The organism is Mucilaginibacter corticis, from assembly GCF_007558865.1.
In the GTDB taxonomy this organism is placed as follows: Bacteria; Bacteroidota; Bacteroidia; order Sphingobacteriales; family Sphingobacteriaceae; genus Mucilaginibacter; species Mucilaginibacter corticis.
In genome coordinates, this window is record NZ_VLPK01000003.1 from 171,583 (window position 1) to 194,322 (window position 22,740).

Sequence of the window (22,740 nt, forward strand, 5' to 3'; positions counted from 1 at the left end):
TTATGGCCTACGACGAACAATTAGCGGATAAAATAAGAGAAGCATTAGCTGCACATAATATTACTGACGTTGAAGAAAAGAAGATGTTTCGCGGGCTCTGTTTTATGGTTAACGGCAAGATGTGTGTTTGCGCCAGTCAAAATGAAATGCTTTGCCGCATAGGTCCCGAATACGTTGACGCATTGGAGTTAAACGGCGTACGCGGGATGATCCGCAACGGTAAAACATTAAAAGACTTTGTGTTTGTAAGCAATGAGGCCATGAAAACAAAAAAAGAGTTTGACAGTTGGATAAGCAAAGCCCTATCATTTAACAAATTTGCCAAAGCAAGCAAAAAGTAAAATCTCTAAAATAGCCGTTACAAAGCTTTGCTTATGAAATTTTAATATTAAAATTGCGTTGTTACGTATTTACAAACCGGCCATTATTTTGAGCCAATAATTTTACATCTTTACCGAATGTTCAGACGTATAAAAAACCGATACCTGAGATACTTTGTCATCTTTATCTATTCTGTTATTATTTTCTTTTGTGCTGTTGAGTTAAACTTTCTTTGGCTGTTTGGCTACACGCCTGATATGCAGGACATTAAAACACCAAGTATGTCTGTTGGCTCGCAGGTATATACTGCCGATGGTAAATTGATTGGCGAATACTATCATGAAAATCGCTCGCCGGTTGAATATAAAGAGATCTCGCCAAGCATTGTACACGCGTTGGTAGCTACAGAAGATGTAAGGTTTTACAAGCATGGCGGTGTTGATTTTTATTCGTTTTTAACCAGTGTCCTTTCTACTGCCAAAGGCGATAAACGCGGCGGCAGTACCATTACCCAACAGCTGGCAAAAAACCTTTTCTCTACCCGTAAAAGAAAATCGCAGGGCTTGCTACGGCACGTACCTGTTTTGCGTACGCTGATCTCAAAATGTAAAGAATGGTTAACTGCTTATAAAATTGAGCACATTTATAATAAAGAAGAGATCCTGACACTTTATTTAAATACTGTTCCCTTTGGTAACAACTCTTTCGGTATCAAAACTGCAACATTAAAATTCTTTGATAAAACACCTGATGCCGTTACCCCTGCCGAAGCAGCTACGCTGATCGGTATGCTTAAAGCAACGTCAACTTATAACCCCATCAATAACCCTGACCGGTCTCTTGAAAGAAGAAATACCGTATTGGGGCAAATGGAGAAATATAATTACCTGACCAAAGCCGAGTTTGACAATTATAGTAAAATGCCCCTCGGTTTGAATTTAAGTTATGTTGAAAATGATTCGCATGGCGATTCTTATATCCGTGAGGCAGTTGAACGCTGGTTAAAAAAATGGTGTAAAGACAATGATTATGATCTTTATGAGGACGGTTTAAAGATCTATACCACCATCGATTCGCGTTTGCAGGAGTATGCAGAAGAAGCCGTTGCCGAAAAAATGAAAATGCTGCAAAAGCGTTTTGATAATATCTGGGGAATCAAAAACCCTTGGCGCGATTCGAAAGGAGTTGAGATCGTAGATTTTTTACCTAAAGCTGAGCAGCATTTGCCTATCTATAAATTATTGTTAGCCAAATATCACGGCGACATGACACAGGTAAATAAATACTTTGAAACGCCTAAACGCATGAAAGTATTTACCTGGAAAGGTGAAAAAGACACTACTTTTTCAAGTGTCGATTCTATAAAATACTATACCCGTATATTAAACACCGGTATGATGACCATTGAGCCGTCAAGCGGAAAAATTAAAGTCTGGGTGGGCGGTATCAACCATAAATACTTTAATTATGACCACGTAAACCAGGCAAAAAGACAGGCTGGTTCAACATTTAAACCTTTTGCTTACTTAACAGCTTTGGACAATGGTTATTCGCCATGCGACAAGTTTACAGACCAACCAGTTTCTATAAAATATACCGACGAAGGCAAAGACCAGGTTTGGGCGCCAAACAATGCCGATTTCCATTTCAGTTACCAGGAGATGTCATTACGCTGGGCTATGGGTAAATCTGTAAATTCAATCACAGCACAACTCACCGAAAAAGTAGGCTGGGATAAAATCGTAAGCTATGCGCACAAATGCGGTATTGAAAGCCCCTTAAAAGCAGTCCCTTCTGTTTCATTAGGATCAAACGATGTCTCTGTATATGAAATGGTACGCGCTTACAGTACCTTCCTGAATAAAGGCGAAAAAATTGACCCGCTGTTGGTTACCAAAATAACCGATCATGACGGAAACACTATACAGGAGTTTGTTTTGAAAACAGAACGCGCCATAAGTGAAGAGGTTGCATGGCTGATGCTCTACATGTTTAGGGGTGGTATGGAAGAACCGGGCGGAACATCGCAGGCATTGTGGGAGTACAACGGTTTATGGAAAAAAGACAACCAGATTGGCGGTAAAACCGGCACTTCGTCTGACTATGTTGATGGCTGGTATATGGGTATTACTAAGGACCTGGTTACCGGGATTTGGGTAGGTGCCGATGACCGTAGCGTTCATTTTAACACTTCTGAAAGTGGTGAAGGATCACACACCGCGTTACCGATATTCGGTAGTTTTATGGAAAGAGTATATGCTGATAAGCAATCAGGTTATACTTATGGGCCATTCCCAAAACCATGGACAAAAATTACCAAAAGTTATGATTGCCCATCTCCAAGGATCTCTGCCGATACAACTGCTAATGATAGTTTAAAAATGCCTTTGGATACAGTAAACGGTTTTCAGAACACCGATCCAAAACCGCCCGGCGAGCAACAGGTAAATTAAATATGATTTAGTAAATTAGCCGCGATTTATTAGAATTTATGGATAGCAACTTCTCCCCTATAAATAAGGTAAAAAAATATTCATTTATTTTAATTTGCTTTATCGGCTTGTTGCTAAATAGTCCGTTTTCTAAAGCGCAATATTTCGGGCAAAATAAAGTGCGCTACAAGAACCTTAAATTCAAGGTTTATAAAACCCCGCATTTCGAGATCTATTACTATCTGAAAAACGATAGTATGATCAAACGCTTTGCACAGGAAAGCGAATTGTGGTACACCCTACACCAGCAGGTTTTCAGGGATACGTTTAGAAATGCTAATCCTATTATCCTGTATGCCAATCACCCCGATTTCCAGCAAACTACGGCTATTGATGGCGAAATAGATGTGGGCACGGGCGGTATCACCGAAGGTTTGAAGAACCGCGTGGTTATGCCGGTTATGGAAAATAATCAAATGACCAGGCACGTAATCGGCCACGAATTGGTTCACGCCTTTCAATATCATTTGCTGTTGGGGAAAGAAGATAATCAATACGAGAATATTAACAATCTCCCGTTATGGATGATCGAGGGTATGGCCGAGTATCTTTCATTGGGTAAAAAAGACTCGTACACCGCCATGTGGATGCGCGATGCTTACCTGAATCATGATATCCCCACAGTTAAAGACCTTACCGAGAGCAATAAATACTTCCCTTATCGATACGGCGAGGCGTTCTGGAGTTTTATAGGATCGACTTATGGCGATACTATTATCACACCTTTTTTTAAAAACACAGCACGCTTTGGCTTGTCATACGGTATAAGGCGCACTTTTGGCTATGATGATAAAACGCTGTCACAACTTTGGAAAACCTCGATTGAAAATACCTACAAGCCTTATTTAAAAGATACAGTACAAAAGCCTGTAGGTCAGCTAATTGTAAGCGATAAAAATTCAGGTAAAATGAACGTGGCCCCTGCCATAAGCCCTGATGGCAAGTATCTGGCTTTTTTATCCGAAAAGAACCTGTTTACAATAGACCTCTTTTTGGCCGATGCAAAAACAGGTGTAGTCATCAAAAAGCTCACCAGTAAAGTATCGAACACCCATATCGACGAGTTTAACTTTATTGAATCAGCGGGTACGTGGTCGCCGGATGGTAAGAAGTTTGCGTTCAGCGTATTCAACAAGGGCAGAAACCGGATGCTGGTGGTTGAAGTACCAAGCGGGCGTATACTTGAGGATGTCTCAATGGAAAAGGCCGAACAGTTCAGTAACCTGTCATGGTCGCCTAAAGGTGATGAAATAGTTTTCCAGGGATTATCAGAAGGCCAAGTAGATCTATACCTATATAACTTCAACTCGAAAAAAGTCACGCAGTTAACTAATGATAAGTATTCAGATTACCAGCCAAGTTTTTCAAGGGATGGCAAAAAGATCGTCTTCGCAAGTGACCGTACAACTTATGATCGCACATTATCGCAGGACATAACTTTTAACCTGGCAGAATATGATCTGGCTACGGGTAAGATAACCGATATACCTGTATTTAACGGGGCAAATAATTTAAACCCACAATATTCGTCAGACGGCAGCGAGATCTATTTCCTGTCTAACCGCGATGGTTTCCGTAATATGTACCGCTATAATATTTCCAGCGGTAAAACCGAGCAGATGACGGATTTATTTACCGGTATTTGCGGTATAACAGAATTTTCGCCGGCTTTAAGTATATCAGCTAATAATGATATTGTTTACTCCTATTATCGTGCTCAAAAATACTCGTTATATAATGCAAAGGCATCCGAATTTACCCCGAAAACTGTTGGCGGTGCAGAAACTAATTTCGACGCTGCCATGCTGCCGCCTGCCCGTGCAGTCGGAGTCGATCTGATCAACTCTAATCTTAAAAATTATTTAGCTTATCAAAAGATCCCGACCGATTCGATTAAAAATCAACCCTATAAGCCAAAGTTCAAATTGGATTATTTGGCGAGTAGCGGTGTTGGTGTATCAGTAAGCTCATATGGTAACGGTGGATTAGCCAGTGGTGTTCAGGGTATATTCAGCGATATTTTGGGCCGCAATCAGATCTATGCAGGCGCTGCTATAAATGGCGAAATATATGATTTTGGGGCACAGGTTATTTATATCAACCAGGAAGGCCGATGGAACTGGGGTGGCGGCTTATCGCATATTCCATACCAATTTGCAAATTATAATGTTGTTAATACCACGCATATTTTCAATAACAAAACGATACCGGTTACCGAAGAGCGGTTTGATATTATACGCATTTTTCAGGATCAGGCATCTTTGTTTACATCCTACCCGCTTTCTAAATCAACCAGAATCGAGTTTGGCGGAGGGCTTTCCCGATATTATTACAGGGTTGACCGGTACAGTACATTCTACGATACGTCCGGCAAGTTCATTGATAATCAAAAGAATCATATATCAAACCAAACTTATAACACAGATCCCTCAAATACGGGTACTGCCCTAATTCCATTTACCACTTATCAAGTAAATGCTTCACTTATTGGCGATAACTCTTTTTTCGGTGTAGCTGCTCCTCTTGACGGATTTCGTTATCGAATAGAGGGCGAAATAGATATGGGTACATATAAATTTTTTGCACCTACAATTGATGTTAGAAAATATGTGCGTGTAGCACCGGTTACCTTTGCTGCGCGTTTATATGGCTACGGCAGGTTTGGAGCATCATCAAATAACAATAGCGGCCTTTATCCATTATTTATAGGTTATCCTTTTTGGATACGCGGGTATGAGGCACAGACTTTTTATGGAACCAATAATAAAACGCCAACTAATAATTTTACGATAAATCAACTGTCAGGTGATAGAATGGCAGTTGCTAATTTCGAAGTCAGGTTACCATTTACAGGGCCCGAAAAATTAGCACAGATCAAATCAAAGTTTTTATTTACTGATTTGAACCTATTTTTCGACGCCGGCTTAGCCTGGAGTGCCGGTGATAAGGTTGAATTTAAATCAAACCCTTCTATTTTAGGTACAAAACCACTTGTTGATATAACAGGTAAACCTATATTAGATGACAAAGGCATACCGCAAACAACAAATATTTATTCAAAAGTACCTGCAACCAGTTTAGGATTGTCGTTAAGGATAAACATTTTTGGTTATTTTGTGCTGGAGCCTTACGCTGCAATACCATTTAACCGCACTGATGTGGGTAAGCCAGTTATAGGATTAGGGTTTACTCCGGGTTGGTAATTTTAAACATAAAAGTGATTTTGGGGTTATAGGTTCATGAGGAAGTTAGTTTTTTTAATAGGTTTACTACTAAACGGGGCTGTGTTATTTGCCCAAACAACAATAAATACAGATTCAACAGTTAAACAGACATCTAAGTTATCCGGATCTTCGCTAAAACAGACAGAGGGTGCCGCTATGTTGGCTACTAATAATATTATTACAAATATTTCCGCTTCACCCGAGTTAAGCAATTTTTATAAAGTAATAAAAGCTACCGGTTTAAGTGAAACATTAACAAGCCAGGGACCCATAACCGTATTTGCACCAAATAACCAGGCATTTAATAATCTGACATCCTGTAAGTTGGATACGCTACTCACACCACAGCGCAAATATGACTTGATAGCTATGATCACTTATCATACACTTGCAGGCAAGGTTACCTCAAGGGATATTGTGCATCAGATAAATACCAACAAAGGCCTGGCAACTTTTACTACCATTACCGGCAGCAAACTAATGGCTCGGTTAGATACCAACCGCAATATTGTTTTGATTGACGAACATGGTGGTGAAAGTATAATAAGCCGTTTTGACCTTGAACAAAGTAACGGCATGATCCATATCATCACGGGTGTGCTGGTGCCTAAATTTAAAACCATTTAAGGTGTCATAGCGGTGACAAACCGATTAAAATATTATTACGTAGTTTCAGTTATAATCCTACAAAAAAACTACAGAAATGAAAAGATCAGTTTTAGCAATAGTCACACTATTTGCAGTTACGGCATTTGGTTGCCAAAACAGCAACGGACAAGTCAATGAAAAAAGGTTAAGCAAACCTGCCGCCGAGTGGAAAAGACAATTGGACGCGAATGCTTATCACATCATGGTTGAGAGTGGTACCGAACCACCTTACCATAATGCGTATTACGATAATCACCAGAAAGGTGTTTATGCAAGTGCGGCTACGGGAGACATATTATTTAGCTCGGACGATAAATACGATAGCGGCACCGGCTGGCCAAGCTTTGTTAAGCCGGTTGATATGAAAAAAATTAAAATAGTTGTCGATAACAGCTTCGGCGAAACACGCGAAGAAGTTATTGAACGTAGTACGGGCTTACACCTGGGCCATGTTTTTGACGACGGCCCTGCAGACAGGGGCGGCAAAAGGTATTGCATGAACTCCGGCGCGCTCAAATTCATTAAAAAGTAACTGAACTACGGCGCGAGTTGATAGACGGGCGCAACTGCGGCCTGGTACGTACGCCGCTTTCAAAGTTTAATCCAATGGTCAGATCTACCCAATCAGGGTTTACAGGTCTGATCATTTTTTCTTTTTGGGGCCTTGTGTAAGTGCTTACAGTTTTAAAGCGTTCCATTGCCAATTCTTCAGAATTGATCTCCTCAAAATATACTAATCTATTTAGTTGCTGTGCGCTATCGAAAAAAAGCGTAGGCATTTCGCCATAAAATTTCAGTGTTTTTAATAGATCTGAACAAAGCCCTACGTGTAAATTGTTCCTGTTTCTGTCGGTAATGATATAGATAAAGCGTTTCATTTGATAATAAAATTTGCTGTTTAAAAAATAATTACTAATTTTATGAGCATAAAAATACTAACTATTTTAGCAAATGCAAATTTTATGACAAAAATTTCATCAAATATTAAATTTCTTAGGAAAAAGAAAGGCTTAACACAGCAACAGTTTGCAGATCAGGTAGGTATAAAAAGATCATTGGTTGGCGCTTATGAAGAAGAAAGAGCCGAACCTAAATATGATTTGCTAAAAAATATAGCATTATTTTTTGATATAACGGTGGACGATTTTATAAATGAAACTATCGACGATAAATTTCTGGCAAAACCCAAGCCCAACCAGGCAGGTTTACGTGTGCTTAGTATCTCTGTAGATAAAGAAGATAATGAGAATATTGAAATGGTTCCGTTAAAAGCCAGCGCGGGATACATGAACGGCTATGCCGACCCGGAATACGTAGCACAATTACCTAAACTATACCTGCCTATGTTTAAACAAGGCACTTACCGTGGTTTTGAAATAAAAGGCGACTCAATGTTACCGCTGGTTTCAGGCACCACTATTATAGGCGAGTACGTAGAGAATTGGGGCGACATCAAAGCTTCTGAAACTTATGTTATCATCTCGAAAAACGATGGCGTGGTGTATAAGCGTATCGGCAATAAGTTTAAGGATAACAAAAAACTGAAACTGGTATCTGACAACCCGGTATATGAACCTTATGAAATTAATGGCGAGGATATTTTAGAGGTTTGGAAAGCAAAAGCATACATATCTACACACCTGCCCCTGCCTGCACCTGAGCCGACAATGGAAAGCCTTACCAATATGATGGCGCAGATGCAGCGATCTATAGCTAAACTTGAAGGCAACAATTAAGTTACATATATAATATTAAACCTTAGTCATTTATCTTTATCAAAACCTCACATTAAATCTAAAGAAAAATGAAAAAATTAGTATTAGTATGCGCTTTCGTATTGGGGATTAGCGCGCTTAGTTTCGCCCAGGGTGGCGGCAGGCAAAGACAAACACCTGAGCAAATGACAGCCAGATTGAAAGATTCGTTATCATTAACCAGTGACCAGGTTACAAAAGCAACAGCAATTTTTGCAGCACAGGCAAAATCGCAGGATAGTTTAAGAGCGGCAAACACCGGCGGCGACAAATCAGCTATGAGGCCTGCACAAGCTGCGTTAAGAAAAGCTACCAATGATAAAATAATGGCTATTTTAACGCCTGATCAGGCTGCTATGTATAAAAAACAATTAGCCGCCAGGATGGCTGCAAGACAACAAGGTGGCAATTAAAAATAATTGCATAATTAAAAAGCGACTTTCGGGTCGCTTTTTTGTTTTGTGAAAATCTCACTTAAACGACAGCAACAATTAAGTTACACATTGCTTATTAGGTATATTACTATCTACCTTTAATTAAACAACAAACCAAAACATACCGAAATGAAAAAATTAGTATTAGTATGCGCTTTTGTAATTGGCGCAAGCGCAGTTAGCCTGGCCCAGGGCGGCGGCAGAATGAGAATGACACCCAAAGAACAAACCGACCAGCTAAAAGAAAAAATAACCGGCATAACAGATGACCAGGCAACAAAAATTACTGCTATTTATACCGAAGCTGGTAAAAAAAGAGATAGCATAAGGACCGCAGCAAATGGCGACAGACAAGCTATGATGGCCGGAATGATGAAAATGATGCCTGCCACCAATGCAAAGATCAAAGCTGTACTAACAGATGAGCAGGCAAAAGCATATCAAAAAATAGTTGACGAGCGTGCGGCACAAATGAAAGCGCAAATGCAAGGCAGTAACTAATTGTAAAATCATATTAATAAAGAAAGCTCCGATAAAACCGGGGCTTTCTTTATTTTAGCTGAAATTTTTTTGAGTTGACATCCGCAGAAAATTATATCAAAAACAGGCTTTCGGACAGGCAGCAGTCGGGCAGTTACAGAACGCTTAAACCTGAAAATAAGCTAGCAGATTTTTGCTCGAACGATTACCTGGGTTTTGCACGTTCGCCGGTTCTTAAAAGTAAGATTGACGAAGAAGTATCAAATTATTTTAACCTTAACGGATCTACCGGGTCAAGGTTAATATCAGGCAACCTTGCTTATACAGAAACCTTAGAAAAGGAGATTGCCGCTCTATTTAAGTCAGAAGCCGCTTTATTATTTAATTCTGGTTACGATGCCAACGTTGGTTTGTTATCTTCGCTACCTCAGCGCGGTGACACCATCATCACAGACGAACTGATTCATGCGTCTGTAATTGACGGCTCACGACTAAGCCACGCCAACCGCTACACATTTAAACATAATGACCTTGCCGCTTTGGAGGCCAAACTGCAAAACGCCAAAGGAATAATTTATGTTGTTGTAGAGAGCGTATATTCCATGGATGGTGATACTCCTCCCCTTGCTGAAATATTATCATTGACAGAAAAATATAACGCGAATTTAATAGTTGATGAAGCACATGCAGTTGGCCTTTATCAAACAGGTATTGCCACGCAATCAGGTTTGCAGGACAGGGTATTCGCCCGCACAGTTACATTCGGCAAGGCATTAGGTTGCCACGGCGCTGTTATATTGGGCAGCAATTTGTTACGCGAATACCTGATCAATTTTGCACGCTCTTTTATTTATACTACTGCAGCCCCGTTTCACCAATTGGTGTGTATAAAAGTTTCATGTTCTTTTTTACAGTCTTCAGGTGAGCAAGTAGCCACATTACGTTATAATATTGATCTGTTTAAACAAGCACTTAAAATATCGTCAGAAAGCTCATACTCGCTGATTGACAGTGATAGCTCCATACAATGCATCTTGTTAAAAAGCAATCAAAAAGCTGTAGAAACAGCCGCACATTTACACAATAGTGGTTTTGACATTCGCGCGATAATGAGCCCTACCATACCGCAAGGCAGCGAACGGATAAGGATTTGCATTCATTCATTCAACACTGCCGATCAAATTATTCAATTGACAAATAAAATTAATCACCTGCTAAATGAGCAATAAGCCGTTATTTATAACCGGGATAGACACAGGTATTGGTAAAACCATCGTATCTGCAATATTGGTGGAGAGTTTACAAGCCGATTACTGGAAACCCGTACAATCAGGTGATCTGGATAACAGCGACACTTTAAAAGTAAAAAGCCTGGTTTCAAATTCAAAAACCACATTTCACCCTGAAACTTACCGGTTAACGCAGCCTTATTCGCCGCATAAGTCGGCTGCACTGGATGGCATTGTTATTGATCCTGAAAAATTTAGCATACCGGTTACTGATAACCAATTGCTCATTGAAGGAGCCGGCGGTTTAATGGTGCCGTTAAACAATGATTTTTTAATGATCGACCTGATAAAACAACTTAATGCTGATGTAATATTGGTTGTGAAACATTATTTGGGCAGCATAAATCACACATTACTATCGTTAGATGCGTTAAACAACAGGAACATACCTGTAAAAGCGATCATATTTAATGGCGACGGGGATGAATACTCAGAAGATATTATCACAAAATACGCAAATTGTAAAACGATACATATCCCGCAGATTAAAGATATAAGCAAAGAAAATATAGCCGCAGAAAAGGTAAGTTTATAATAAAATACCGCTATGAAAAAAATTGCAGTAATAGGTTCCGGCACAATGGGTAATGGCATAGCCCACTCGTTTGCGCAATACGGCTTTGATGTTGCTTTAGTTGACATTAATTCCGAGGCTTTGCAACGGGCCTTGCAAACCATTGCTGTAAATCTTGATAAGCAGGTAAAAAAAGGAACTATAGATGACCAGTTAAAAACTGACACATTAAAAAGGATCATTACATACACAGATCTGGCTGAAGCTGTAAAAGATGCCGACCTGGTTATTGAAGCCGCTACCGAAAACCAGGATATCAAGCTTGAATTGTTTAAACAGTTAAGCAGCATTTGCAAGGCCGATACTATCCTGGCGTCAAATACCTCATCTATCTCAATTACATTAATAGCTTCGGTAACAAAAAACCCGGCGAATGTGATCGGGATGCATTTTATGAACCCGGTGCCTTTAATGAAGTTGGTTGAAGTAATAAAGGGTAAAGAAACTTCGGCCGCTACTACTAAAATCATCATGCAATTAGCCAAACAGCTGGATAAAATACCGGTTGAAGTAAATGACGCGCCAGGATTTGTAGCTAACCGTATTTTAATGCCGATGATCAATGAAGCTATTTACACCTTGCACGAAGGAGTTTCAGGCGTTGAAGAAATCGATACGGTAATGAAACTGGGTATGGCCCACCTCATGGGCCCATTACAACTGGCAGATTTTATTGGCCTTGATGTTTGTCTTGCTATACTAAATGTATTATATACCGGTTTCAATAATGCTAAATATGCACCTTGTCCTTTGCTTGTTGATATGGTAACAAACAAAAACCTCGGCATGAAAACAGGCAGCGGGTTTTATAAATATACGCCCGGCAGCAAAGAACTGGTGATAGCAGACCAGTTCAGCAAACACTGATTTTAAACTTTTTCAAAAAACAATTGTCAATAAAGTAAATATTGACAAAATGAAAAGCATTGCAAAACTCGGAATATTATTAGCCTTAACCGGCAGCTTATTAACCTCATGTACGGGCCAATATTATTATGTAGCGACACGCCCGGTCGAACCTTATTATGTCAGGCCGGTGTCCCCTTATGCTAACGCGGTTTGGGTAGACGGCGAATGGATCTGGCAAGGCGGACGATATGCATATGTTGGCGGACATTGGGAACGTCCTCACGGTCGTAGGGCTTGGGTAAGAGGCAGATGGGTATCAGGTCAAAGAGGTTATGCCTGGCATAGAGGGTACTGGAGATAATCAAAAACGGCCTGTTATTAAAAATTAACAGGCCGTTTTTGATTGGCAATATGTCATTATAAGTAATATTTACGGGTCAAAATATCGTTTATATCAATAGTTTTTAGCGGCAATTTATTTAACTGTTGTGTTAGTATTGTTAATATTTAATTTATGTTAATATTAAATAATTACGGTATTGCAATATTTCTATATATTTAAGCCATAAACAAGCCTAAAAAAATGCGGCGACTGTACTTGGCCTCGAACGATAAAAATAACGCATCCCATTTAAACATTAACTCCAAAAAATGGCTGTTCAGCTATTTTTTAATACTGTTGTTGCTGCCACAAATTTTACTCGGTGAAGGTAGTAAGGAATTAAACTCAAACGGTGGTTACCGTGCATACCTTTATTCAAGCCCATATTCTACCGACTCATTCCCGTACCCAACATTAGGTACAATGAAAGTATACGTTAAAGCCGGCGAAACAATATATGTAGGCTCAAGCGCACAAGGCGTGGGCAATGGTACCATTAATTTAAGAGCGCCGGATGGAGGCACTTACACATCAGGTTCATCAAAAACAATAGGACGTATTGTTAATAGAAACCAGGAAGCAGCCGGTCCTGCTCCTAATGTCGGCGGTTACACTGCATATACACAGATCGTTACAGCCGCCCAGGAAGGTGTCTGGGAAATAGATTTTTTATCTCCTAATACCGGCTCTAACGGAGAGATACTTCCAATAACACTACCGGCCAATAGCGCCTGGACACAACCGATAGGTCCGAATATTGCAGCCTTTGATGTTTCTGTAAGAAATACAGGTAATACCGCATTTTTAACCGGACGCGTGTTTACCAATGTATTTTCCGGAATATTAGGATCATTTAATGTGGGTTTTAATGGTATCTTCCACGTACTTACCCGCGACGGTTATCAGTATGTGTTAGATAATAACGGTCAAGCCGGTGATGGCTTTTGTTTCTTTGCGAATAATAAAGGATTTAAAAAAGCTGATGGCACAGCAAGCTATCTAAGCATTGACAGCCTGGAGAATGCCCCGGTTCATGACCCCAGGCTTCCGGATACTCAGTCGGATGTAACGCACAAAATATTTTTCAACACACCTGCCAATGATCTGCCTGCAAATGCAAATACTCCAGGCGGGGGAACCACATGGCTGATAAATCCACCTTTTATTCCGTCAGTAAGTGCTTTTACAACAGTCGGAACAGAAGGCACACCTGGAAAAATGGGGACGGCCCCATTAGGAGGAACTATCAATTTTACAGCTACCGCAAATGGATTATATACTATTTTTATTGATGTTAATAAAAACGGGATATTTTCAGATCCTGTTGACAGAATAATATCAGGCGTATCAATCATTGGTCAAAATGCTGTGAAATGGGACGGCCTGGACGGATCAGGTAACAAAGTACCTGCAAGCAGTACTGCCTATAATGCCAACGTTATCTTAACCATGTTTGTGGCAGAGGTTCACTTTCCATTTTTCGATGTTGAACGTAACGTTAATGGTATTAAGCTTACTCGTACAACCGGAAGTAATTCGCCGGATTATACGGTTTATTGGGACGACAGCAAAATCATTCCGGATAGCGGCAGTGTCGCCTCTTCTCCTCTTAAAAACTTAACAGGTATAAACAGCCTTATTAATGGACACAAATGGGGATCGCCGGCTGCTACCGCTAACCAGCCCGGAGATTTTGGTGACAACAAAGGCATTGATACCTGGGCCTATGTAAGTACAGCGCCTGTAAATGCTTCTATTAATTTCATTGTACAGGAAGCTGATCTGGAAGTAGTAAGTTTAAAATCAGATATTACAACAGGCTGTGTTGGGCAAGATGTCAATTATATTGCAATAGTAAAAAACAATGGCCCTACCAATGTTTCCGGAGCTACGTTTGCATTTACTTATCCGAAAGAATTAACCGGCGTAAAAATAACAAGCACGGCTACTACAGGTACAACCACCATTACTTCTGCCGATTCAACACAGGCCGGTAGCTATAAGGCAATAATGGACATACCAAATGGATCCGTACGGACATTTACTTTATCAGGCAAGGTTACAGGTACACCAACAGGCTCGTTAGATGTTTCTGCAAGCATTTTGCGCACCACTGATATAACAGACCCTGATGCTACAAATCCTGATTCAGCAGTTCCAACTGATGCTTCAGGCGAATGCGATTCAGATCCATCGGGTGCAGGTTGTAACAATATTAAAACCGTAAGCAGTACATTTTTAGCGCTGCCGGATGCTGGGCCTGATCAATCTGTAGATAAAAACACCGTCGCAACATTAAGCGCTAATGCTGCCGGCGCCTGGGCACAGGTAGGCGAAACACCATCTAAAGCAGTTATAGCCAACCCGACAAGCCAGCAGACTAACGTATCCGGTTTAACAACTATAGGCCGTTACACATTTACCTATACCAATGTCAACGGTTGTGCAGATACGGTAGTTGTAAATGTATCATCGCCTGACCTTGGCGGCACAAACGTGATCACCCCTAATGGTGATGGCAAAAATGATACTTATACCATACCTGATCTTAGCTTTTATCCGGGCAGTAAATTGTCTATATATAATCGTTGGGGCAATGAGGTGTATCATTCAGACAATTATGACAATAGCTGGGCCGGACAAGGCTTGTCAGACGGAACATATTATTACTTGTTTGACAGAAAAGACCCAAGCGGCAAAATAAAAAGGTTTAAAGGTTGGATATATTTAAAACACTGATGATGAGGTTGATGAAAAAATATATCTTATTCATACTACTATTTGGCATTGGCAAAACTTATGCACAGCAAACGCTGCAGCTAAGCCAGTATATTTTTAATGGCTTAGCGGTAAACCCTGCTTATGCCGGCTACAAAGATAATTGGACTATAAACCTTGGCAGCCGACTGCAATGGCAGGGTGTTAATGGCGCGCCGGTAACCAATACTTTATCTGTTGATGGTATTGCCGATTCAGAAAATAAAAACATAGGCTTAGGCTTATTGGTGATGAATGACCGGCTGGGCCCGGAAAACAACTCGTCTGTCTATGCAAACTATGCCTATCGCATAAAATTAAATAATGACGACTCACAACGTCTTTGTTTTGGTATAGCCGCCGGGATTGTACAATACAGCATTGATCAAAGCTTGTTTACTCCAACAGATGCAAATGACCCAAGCCTTTCTACCGGTGTTCAAAATAAGATCTCGTCAGATTTTAGGTTTGGTGTCTATTATTATTCGCCGTTATTTTATATTGGCGGATCAATTCTTAACCTGATACCTGATGACAGGCCTGACCCAAATTCAATATTCGTAAAGAACGTTAGGGCAATGTATTTAACGTCAGGATTTATCATCCCGGTATCGTCGCAGGTTAACTGGAAACCTTCGGTACTTTTTAAGGAAGATTTTAAGGGCCCTACCAACTTAAATGCGGGTAGTTACTTTTTAATAAGCGATCTATTATGGGTGGGCGCATCTTACAGCACCGCTGTTACGCTCTGGAAAAAATCAAATTTACAAACCGATCTGAATAAAACAGATGCGCTTACCGCCGCTGTAGCAATAAACATTTCGCCTTTATGCCGCTTTGGTTACTCGTATGACATTGGTGCCGGTAAGGTAGCCGGGTACCCGGCAGCATCGCACGAAATTTCATTTAGTTTAGGTTTTGGAAGAAAGAAAGGCAGAATATTAAGCCCTCGTTATTTTTAAGATGATCGTATGAAGAAAGTAGCTTTCATAATTCTATTAGCAACTACCTTTTTAGCCCGGGTTAGCGCGCAAGAGCAGCCTACCAAGCAAAAGTTAGCTGATAATTTATTTGAACGCTATGAGTATTTTAAAAGCCTGAACATTTATCTTGAATTAGCCAACAAAAGCCAACCAAAATACGCTGTTGTTGAGCGCATTGCAGATTGCTATCGCCTGATGAATGATTATGAAAATGCCGAAATATGGTATCAAAAAGCGATAGCCTACCCCGAAGGGGCAATTATTGATCATTTTTACTATGCCGAGGTATTATTGCGAAATAAAAAGTTCGCTGATGCACGTGAACAGTATAAAGTTTATTACCAGGTAGAAAACGGCGATCAGTTGCCTTTTAAATTAGCTACCTGCGACTCGGCTGAAAAATGGATCAATAACCCGTCGACCGCATTTACCGTTATCAATGAGCAAAAGTATAATACTAAATACTCCGACTGGGGATTAAACTATGAAGGCCCGAGTGGTTTTGTCTTTACATCAGACAGGATCTTGCCCAAGCAAAAAAATGATATTTATAACCGTAACGGTAATGGATACTTCAAAATGTACCATACAACCGGCGAGAACGGTGTTGGCCTGCTTGAATTAAAAACAGAAAAGAACCCCATTTTTGAGGCGGTTTATAATGTTGGGCCAATGGTGCTCACCAATTCGGGCGATACTGCTTACATCACTATTACCACTACCCTGCCTAAAGGAAAATTATCTGTCGATGCAAAAGTTAGCGGTGGTACCGAGTCGTTATATACCCGCCGCCTTCAATTGATCGTAGCTACTAAAACGGCTGGTAAGTGGACAAATTTTAAAAGCTTTCCATATAATAACGTAAACGAGTATTCGGTTGGACATGCAACCTTATCTAAAGATGGAAAAGTTATTTACTTTACATCTGACATGCCCGGCGGGCAAGGTAAAACAGATATCTGGTATTGCATTAAACAACCTGATGGCACCTGGGGACAACCGGTTAACTGTGGTAACGTTATTAATACTAAAGAAGACGAGTTTTTCCCGACTTTAAACGATAACAACACCCTGTACTTTTCATCGAATGGGTTACCGGGTATGGGTGGGCTTGACATCTTTAAAACAAAAGGCGAAAAATCAACCTGGATCAAGCCTGTCAACTTAAAAACACCGGTTAACAGTACCAGCGATGACTTTTATTTTGTAACGCGCGATAGTTTAAGCGGCTACTTTTCTTCAAACCGTGAAGGTGGCAGCGGTAGTGATGATGTATATAGTTTTGGTTATAAACCGCCGCCGGAAACTAAGCACCCGGCAAAAAATGCTTTGACGGCAAAAAATGGACAGGTATCATCTTCATCTAAAAATGGAAATGGAAAGCCGACTTTAGCTAACAGGTCTGCACAAGAACCTTTAGCAAGGATCGTATCGTTGAATAAGGGCGACGGCTTTATTATCAAGAATATATATTACAACCTTGATAAATCTAATATTCGCCCTGATGCTGCTGTAGAGTTAGATGAACTGGTACAAATTTTAAAACAACGCCCAACCATACGCCTTGAAGTTGGCGCACATACAGATTCACGCGCACCTGCGGCTTACAATATGGCGCTATCTATCCGCAGAGCGCATTCTGCAGTTGATTATCTTGTCGCGCGTGGCATTGCGTCAGACAGGCTGGTACCCAGAGGGTATGGCGAAACACGCTTGTTAAACAATTGTACCAAGGGCCGTTTTTGTACCGAAGCAGAACATCAGTTGAATAGAAGAACTGAATTACGGATATTGAGCGAATAATTAGCTGATATAAAACTTTTCGCGGTACCCTGTCGGTGTCATGCCTACAGTTTTTCTGAATATTTTACGGAAAGCTTTTGGGTCGCTATAACCAGAGTTGATCATTACCTCCGTCATTTGCTGGTTGGTTTGTACTAATAGTTTTTTGGCAGCCTCTATCCTTGTTTTTTGCAGGTATTCTATTGGTGTTATACCGGTTACCTGTTTAAAGCGGCGGGCTATATTTCTGCGGCTGCCGGGTATTTCTTTGATCAATTCTTCAATAGTGCCGGCATTATGGTACGCGGCTTCTATGTTTTGTTGTGCCATGGCAACCAACTCGTCATTATGCGCTTGTACCGGCGAAAACGTACTGAAATACGTTTGCTGTTCCCTATCCATATCGATAGAGAATAATTTGGCTGTGCGCACGGCAATATCTTTACTGCAATACTTTTGCAACAGGTGCAGCATTAAATGAAAGCTTGATGTAGATCCCCCGCTGGTATATAAACCGCCATCGCCGGTTACAACCTTGTCGGCCTGCAATTTAACAGTTGGAAAGGCATGCGCAAACTGCGGGCAGGCATCAACATGTGTAGTAGCTGTTTTACCGTTTAAAAGCCCTGTAGCTCCTAATAAGAATGCACCGGTGCAAACACAAGCCAATTCGGCACCGGCCTTAAATTGCTGTTGCAGCCAGGGAATGTATTTTTGATTCTCGCCAATAGCCTGTACAATATTAGCCGCGTTAAATGCGGGTATAAATATAAGGTCCTGTTTTTGTGCTTCGCAAATTGACTCAATCCTGTAACCTTTAAATTCGGCAGCATGGTTTGTATCTATCTCGTCCATACAAAACAGCGAAATATTAAAAGCAGGGGCTTTATCATCGTCAGCGTAAAACCGGTTTACACTCTCAAAAACATCAAGGATAGCAGCTACGCTTAATAGCCTGTACCTGTTGGTCAATAAAATGCCTAATTGTATCATCTGCATTAGTTTAGTATGCGATAAATATAAAAAAATGTCCTGAATACCCCCTATAGTTGACATTTATACACACCTTAAATCTGATAAATTGCCCTTACCTTAGTATTATCAAAAAAACATAAACCACACTTTAAAACATTACATCATGGCTAAGATCAATCCTTATTTAAACTTTTTAGGTAACACTGAAGAAGCATTTAACTTTTACAAGTCCGTATTTGGCGGCGAGTTTTTAGTGCTACAACGTTTTAAAGACACACCACATGGTGATAGTATGTCTGCCGAAGATAAAGAACGCATTATGCACGTCGCTTTAATGGTTGGCGATAATATGCTGATGGGTACCGATGTCCTGGAATCCGCCGGGCAAACACTAACTTTCGGGAACCATCTTTCTATTGCTATCGCTCCGGAAAGTATTGAAGAAACAAACGCTATATTTAATGGACTGGCAGCAGGAGCACAAGTAGAAGTACCATTAGAGAAAATGTTTTGGGGAGCAACATTTGGTATGCTTACCGATAAATTCGGTGTAAAATGGATGGTAAATTATGATGAGAATCAAAAATAGAGTTTAACCAATGAACCTGCCGCGGTTAAGGTCGCATATTAAAAACCGCATAGCTATGAAAGATCTGTTAAAAGAACTGCAAGACACAAAAAGCGAACTGACAAATCTAATTTCGTCAATAAGCGAGGATGACTTTAATGCCATTCCTTTTGAAAGCTGCTGGACACCCTCGCAGGTTACAGAGCATATTATAAATGCTGTTGGAGTAGATATGCTGTACGGCGAAACAAAACCAACACCGCGTAGCCCTGACGATAAGATAGCTGAAACAGCCAAACTTTTTTTGAATATGGAGATTAAAATGGAATCGCCCGGTTTTATTTATCCGTCAGGCAAACAGCATAGCAAGGCAGAAATGCTGGATATTGTAAACAATAAATTTACAGGCCTGATCAATGCTGTAAAAACGCTTGATCTGTCTTTAACCTGCACCGCGTTTGAGATACCGGGCTTTGGTGAATTTACACGGTTGGAGTTTATCTGGTTCTATATATACCATACACAACGGCATATCTTTCAATTAAAAAATATAGCAAAAGCATTAGCCGGATAAATAATTTGCCTATGACTGTAGAGGTTTTTAAAACAAATGTCGACGAGGTTGAATCTTCCGAAATACTGATCCGGAAAGTTTTGGATCATTTCCCTGAAAGTCGGGTAAATTTTGATATGGAGGATTGTGACAAGATCCTTCGTGTGGAAGCACGGAAAGTAATTCCCGAAAGAATAATTGAAATACTGAATGCACACGGGTACACCTGCGAGGTATTGACCTGATAATTTAAACTGACCTTTTCATAGTGACTATAAAAAACATTATTTCTGTAATCCGCCAGTCGCTTAATGGCGAAACCCAGGATTATACCACGGGCAGTATCCGCAAGGCGGTATTCTTGCTGGCAGTACCTATGATACTGGAGCTAAGCCTCGAGAGCGTATTCGCCCTGGTCGACATCTTCTTTGTGGGTAAACTGGGACAAAATGCCATTGCCAGCGTTGGGTTAACAGAATCTGTTATCACCATAGTTTACTCTATTGCCATAGGCTTAAGTACAGGCGCAGGTGCTGTAGTGGCCCGGCGTATCGGTGAAAAAAATGCAGACGGTGCAGCCCATGCCGGCGCGCAATCGCTGATTATCGCGTTCATCATTTCAGCAGTGTTAACCGTTACCGGTATGATATATGCCGGCGATATTTTAGGACTGATGGGCGCGAGTAAAGAAGTAGTTGCCGATGGCGCCATATTTACGCGCATCATGTTTGGCGGCAGCCTGGTTATAATCCTGATCTTCCTCATTAATGGCATATTCCGTGGCGCGGGTAATGCCGCAATGGCCATGAAAAGTTTGTGGATAGCCAGTTTGACCAATATCATCTTATGCCCTATCCTGATCCATTTTTTTGGTTTAAAGGGCGCTGCCATGGCAACTGTTACAGGCCGCACATCGGGCGTAATATACCAGTGCTACCATTTAATTAAAGGAAACGGTATTGTAAAATTTACGGCCTCGCATTTTAATTTTGATTCGCCTGTTATCAAAACCATTATTAAAATTGCATGGCCCGCCACATTGCAATTTATAATATCCAGCGGCAGTTGGATAGTTGTAGCCCGGCTTGTAGCAGAGACCGGCGGGACAGCCGCATCTGCAGGTTACCAGGTTGCCATACGTAATGTGGTCTTTTTTATTTTGCCGGCATGGGGCTTGAGTAATGCCGCTGCTACTTTACTTGGCCAAAATCTTGGTGCAAAAGAAATTGACCGCGCCGAAAAAAGCGTTATGATAACCGCGAAGTATAATGCCATTTTTATGGGGATAGTAATGGTTGTTTTTTTATTATTCTCAAGCCCTATCATTAATATCTTCACAAAGGATGTGGCCGTTGTTAAATTTGGTGTGCAAGCCTTGCAAATCTTTGGTTCGGCATATATTTTTTATGGGATAGGCATGGTAATGACCCAGGCTTTAAACGGTGCAGGCGATACCAAAACCCCTACCTGGATAAATTTCGTTTGTTTTTGGTTGATACAAATACCGTTGGCTTATTATCTTTCTGAAAAACTAGACATGAAAGCCACAGGGGCGTTTATATCCATCCCCATAGCAGAAACTTTACTCGCTTTGGCTGCCTGGTATTATTTCAAGAAGGGAAAATGGAAAGAGGTTAAAATATAATTTGCCGGTTAAGTAAATGTAATGTTACGTTAGCTTTAATTATTAATTTAAAAACTATAATTGTTAGTGTTTTAAACTGATACAAAAATCTGATAGATTTGAGGTAACCAAAAATAACCTCATGAAATATAACCTGATTTTAACAGCAGCGTTGTTCTGCTTATCGCCAATTGTGTATGGGCAAACAACTACGGCCACAATCAATCAAGCCAACCTTGCTTCTTCAAACCCAACAAATGCCGAGATCTTTAGCCCTGTACCAAATGTTGTTACACCAGGCAAAACTTTTGGTACGGCGCCTTCTGACGCTATAATATTGTTTGATGGAAAAAACCTTGACGCATGGGAGTCAGCCTCTGATCAATCAGCTGCGAAATGGAAAATTAACGGTGATGTGCTTACGGTTGACAAATCGACCGGTGACATTGAGACTAAGAAAAAGTTTACCAGCTATCAGCTACATATTGAATGGAAAATACCTGTAGACATTACAGGTACCGGACAGGCAAGAGGCAACAGCGGTATTTTCTTGTCAGGAAAGTATGAGATACAGGTTTTGGATACTTACAATAACGATAACAAAACCTATACAAACGGGATGGCAGGAAGCGTATATCGCGAGTCTATTCCATTAGTAAACCCGGCACACAAAGCGGGTGAATGGAACGTTTATGATATCGCTTATACCGCCCCTGAATTTAATGAGGACGGTACAGTTAAAACACCTGCAAGGGTTACTATTTTCTTTAATGGCGTATTGGTTCAAAACAATGTAGCGATTAAAGGTGCCACTTCTACTGATAAGCAACACGTTTATACCCAGCATGGTCCCGCCCCATTAAGGTTACAGGCACATGGCGACAAAAGCGCGCCCATCAGTTACCGGAACATCTGGATAAGAGAATAATTTTTAAAGCAATGGATTGATATTTCTTGAGTATCAATCCATTGCTTTTTACTTTTTATAAGAAATTAAAACATTAACAAATATTAACACCTGTGTAGTGCAATAATCTATAAATTGCGTCGT

22 protein-coding genes are annotated in these 22,740 nt (G+C 40.5%); 20 read left to right on the plus strand and 2 right to left on the minus strand.

The window, feature by feature from the left end; translation table 11 throughout:
• The first annotated feature begins 2 nt into the window (after positions 1-2).
• The 5 genes from FO440_RS16015 (at position 3) to msrB (ending at position 7,217) form a co-directional block, all read left to right on the plus strand.
• Positions 3-341 (plus strand): TfoX/Sxy family protein, encoded by a 339-nt coding sequence (locus FO440_RS16015; protein ID WP_144249299.1) that lies wholly within the window; start codon positions 3-5, stop codon positions 339-341.
• A 117-nt stretch (positions 342-458) separates the two neighbouring features.
• The gene (locus tag FO440_RS16020; RefSeq protein ID WP_144249300.1) at positions 459-2,774 is read left to right on the plus strand and encodes a penicillin-binding protein 1A; all 2,316 of its coding nucleotides are present in this window, start codon (positions 459-461) and stop codon (positions 2,772-2,774) included.
• A gap of 38 nt (positions 2,775-2,812) precedes the next feature.
• Positions 2,813-6,016 carry a DPP IV N-terminal domain-containing protein gene (locus FO440_RS16025; protein WP_144249301.1) on the plus strand — a complete coding sequence of 1,068 codons (3,204 nt, stop codon included), beginning with the start codon at positions 2,813-2,815 and terminating at the stop codon, positions 6,014-6,016.
• A 36-nt stretch (positions 6,017-6,052) separates the two neighbouring features.
• Positions 6,053-6,664 carry a fasciclin domain-containing protein gene (locus tag FO440_RS16030; RefSeq protein ID WP_144249302.1) on the plus strand — a complete coding sequence of 204 codons (612 nt, stop codon included), beginning with the start codon at positions 6,053-6,055 and terminating at the stop codon, positions 6,662-6,664.
• Positions 6,665-6,740: 76 nt separating this feature from the next.
• A complete protein-coding gene (msrB, locus tag FO440_RS16035; RefSeq protein WP_144249303.1) occupies positions 6,741-7,217 on the plus strand; it encodes a peptide-methionine (R)-S-oxide reductase MsrB in 477 nt (158 codons plus the stop codon).
• On the opposite strand, the gene FO440_RS16040 is transcribed toward msrB, so the two are convergent.
• Positions 7,207-7,563 carry a GIY-YIG nuclease family protein gene (locus FO440_RS16040; protein ID WP_144249304.1) on the minus strand — a complete coding sequence of 119 codons (357 nt, stop codon included), beginning with the start codon at positions 7,561-7,563 and terminating at the stop codon, positions 7,207-7,209. The genes msrB and FO440_RS16040 overlap by 11 nt on opposite strands.
• 84 nt (positions 7,564-7,647) lie before the next feature.
• Between FO440_RS16040 and FO440_RS16045 the strand changes: the two genes are divergently transcribed.
• The 10 genes from FO440_RS16045 (at position 7,648) to FO440_RS16090 (ending at position 17,990) form a co-directional block, all read left to right on the plus strand.
• The gene (locus FO440_RS16045; RefSeq protein ID WP_144249305.1) at positions 7,648-8,421 is read left to right on the plus strand and encodes an XRE family transcriptional regulator; all 774 of its coding nucleotides are present in this window, start codon (positions 7,648-7,650) and stop codon (positions 8,419-8,421) included.
• 68 nt (positions 8,422-8,489) lie between these two features.
• A complete protein-coding gene (locus FO440_RS16050; RefSeq protein WP_144249306.1) occupies positions 8,490-8,852 on the plus strand; it encodes a hypothetical protein in 363 nt (120 codons plus the stop codon).
• A gap of 150 nt (positions 8,853-9,002) precedes the next feature.
• Positions 9,003-9,374: a hypothetical protein gene (locus tag FO440_RS16055; protein ID WP_144249307.1), complete on the plus strand. Its 372-nt coding sequence runs from the start codon at positions 9,003-9,005 to the stop codon at positions 9,372-9,374.
• Positions 9,375-9,448: 74 nt separating this feature from the next.
• On the plus strand, positions 9,449-10,582 hold the full coding sequence (locus FO440_RS16060) for an aminotransferase class I/II-fold pyridoxal phosphate-dependent enzyme (protein WP_144249308.1): 1,134 nt from the start codon (positions 9,449-9,451) through the stop codon (positions 10,580-10,582).
• On the plus strand, positions 10,572-11,177 hold the full coding sequence (gene bioD / locus FO440_RS16065; RefSeq protein WP_144249309.1) for a dethiobiotin synthase: 606 nt from the start codon (positions 10,572-10,574) through the stop codon (positions 11,175-11,177). Before FO440_RS16060 ends, bioD begins: the two co-directional genes overlap by 11 nt.
• 12 nt (positions 11,178-11,189) lie before the next feature.
• Positions 11,190-12,083: a 3-hydroxyacyl-CoA dehydrogenase family protein gene (locus FO440_RS16070; RefSeq protein WP_144249310.1), complete on the plus strand. Its 894-nt coding sequence runs from the start codon at positions 11,190-11,192 to the stop codon at positions 12,081-12,083.
• Positions 12,084-12,132: 49 nt separating this feature from the next.
• Positions 12,133-12,426 (plus strand): YXWGXW repeat-containing protein, encoded by a 294-nt coding sequence (locus FO440_RS16075; protein ID WP_144249311.1) that lies wholly within the window; start codon positions 12,133-12,135, stop codon positions 12,424-12,426.
• Positions 12,427-12,648: 222 nt separating this feature from the next.
• Entirely contained in the window at positions 12,649-15,186 is a 2,538-nt protein-coding gene (locus tag FO440_RS16080; protein ID WP_144249312.1) for a T9SS type B sorting domain-containing protein, read from the plus strand.
• Positions 15,187-15,197: 11 nt separating this feature from the next.
• Complete coding sequence (locus FO440_RS16085) at positions 15,198-16,166, plus strand: PorP/SprF family type IX secretion system membrane protein (protein WP_144249313.1); 969 nt, start codon at positions 15,198-15,200, stop codon at positions 16,164-16,166.
• A gap of 9 nt (positions 16,167-16,175) precedes the next feature.
• Positions 16,176-17,990: an OmpA family protein gene (locus tag FO440_RS16090; RefSeq protein ID WP_144249314.1), complete on the plus strand. Its 1,815-nt coding sequence runs from the start codon at positions 16,176-16,178 to the stop codon at positions 17,988-17,990.
• Here FO440_RS16090 and FO440_RS16095 read toward each other — a convergent pair whose 3' ends face one another.
• Positions 17,991-18,968 (minus strand): GlxA family transcriptional regulator, encoded by a 978-nt coding sequence (locus FO440_RS16095; RefSeq protein WP_246104244.1) that lies wholly within the window; start codon positions 18,966-18,968, stop codon positions 17,991-17,993.
• A 139-nt stretch (positions 18,969-19,107) separates the two neighbouring features.
• Between FO440_RS16095 and FO440_RS16100 the strand changes: the two genes are divergently transcribed.
• The 5 genes from FO440_RS16100 (at position 19,108) to FO440_RS16120 (ending at position 22,617) form a co-directional block, all read left to right on the plus strand.
• On the plus strand, positions 19,108-19,533 hold the full coding sequence (locus tag FO440_RS16100) for a VOC family protein (RefSeq protein ID WP_144249315.1): 426 nt from the start codon (positions 19,108-19,110) through the stop codon (positions 19,531-19,533).
• 55 nt (positions 19,534-19,588) lie between these two features.
• On the plus strand, positions 19,589-20,086 hold the full coding sequence (locus tag FO440_RS16105; protein ID WP_222104000.1) for a DinB family protein: 498 nt from the start codon (positions 19,589-19,591) through the stop codon (positions 20,084-20,086).
• 11 nt (positions 20,087-20,097) lie between these two features.
• Positions 20,098-20,310 (plus strand): hypothetical protein, encoded by a 213-nt coding sequence (locus FO440_RS16110; RefSeq protein WP_144249317.1) that lies wholly within the window; start codon positions 20,098-20,100, stop codon positions 20,308-20,310.
• Positions 20,311-20,333: 23 nt separating this feature from the next.
• Positions 20,334-21,710, plus strand: a complete 1,377-nt coding sequence (locus FO440_RS16115) for an MATE family efflux transporter (RefSeq protein WP_246104245.1) — start codon at positions 20,334-20,336, stop codon at positions 21,708-21,710.
• Positions 21,711-21,831: 121 nt separating this feature from the next.
• Complete coding sequence (locus FO440_RS16120; protein WP_144249318.1) at positions 21,832-22,617, plus strand: 3-keto-disaccharide hydrolase; 786 nt, start codon at positions 21,832-21,834, stop codon at positions 22,615-22,617.
• Positions 22,618-22,740: the final 123 nt, after the last annotated feature.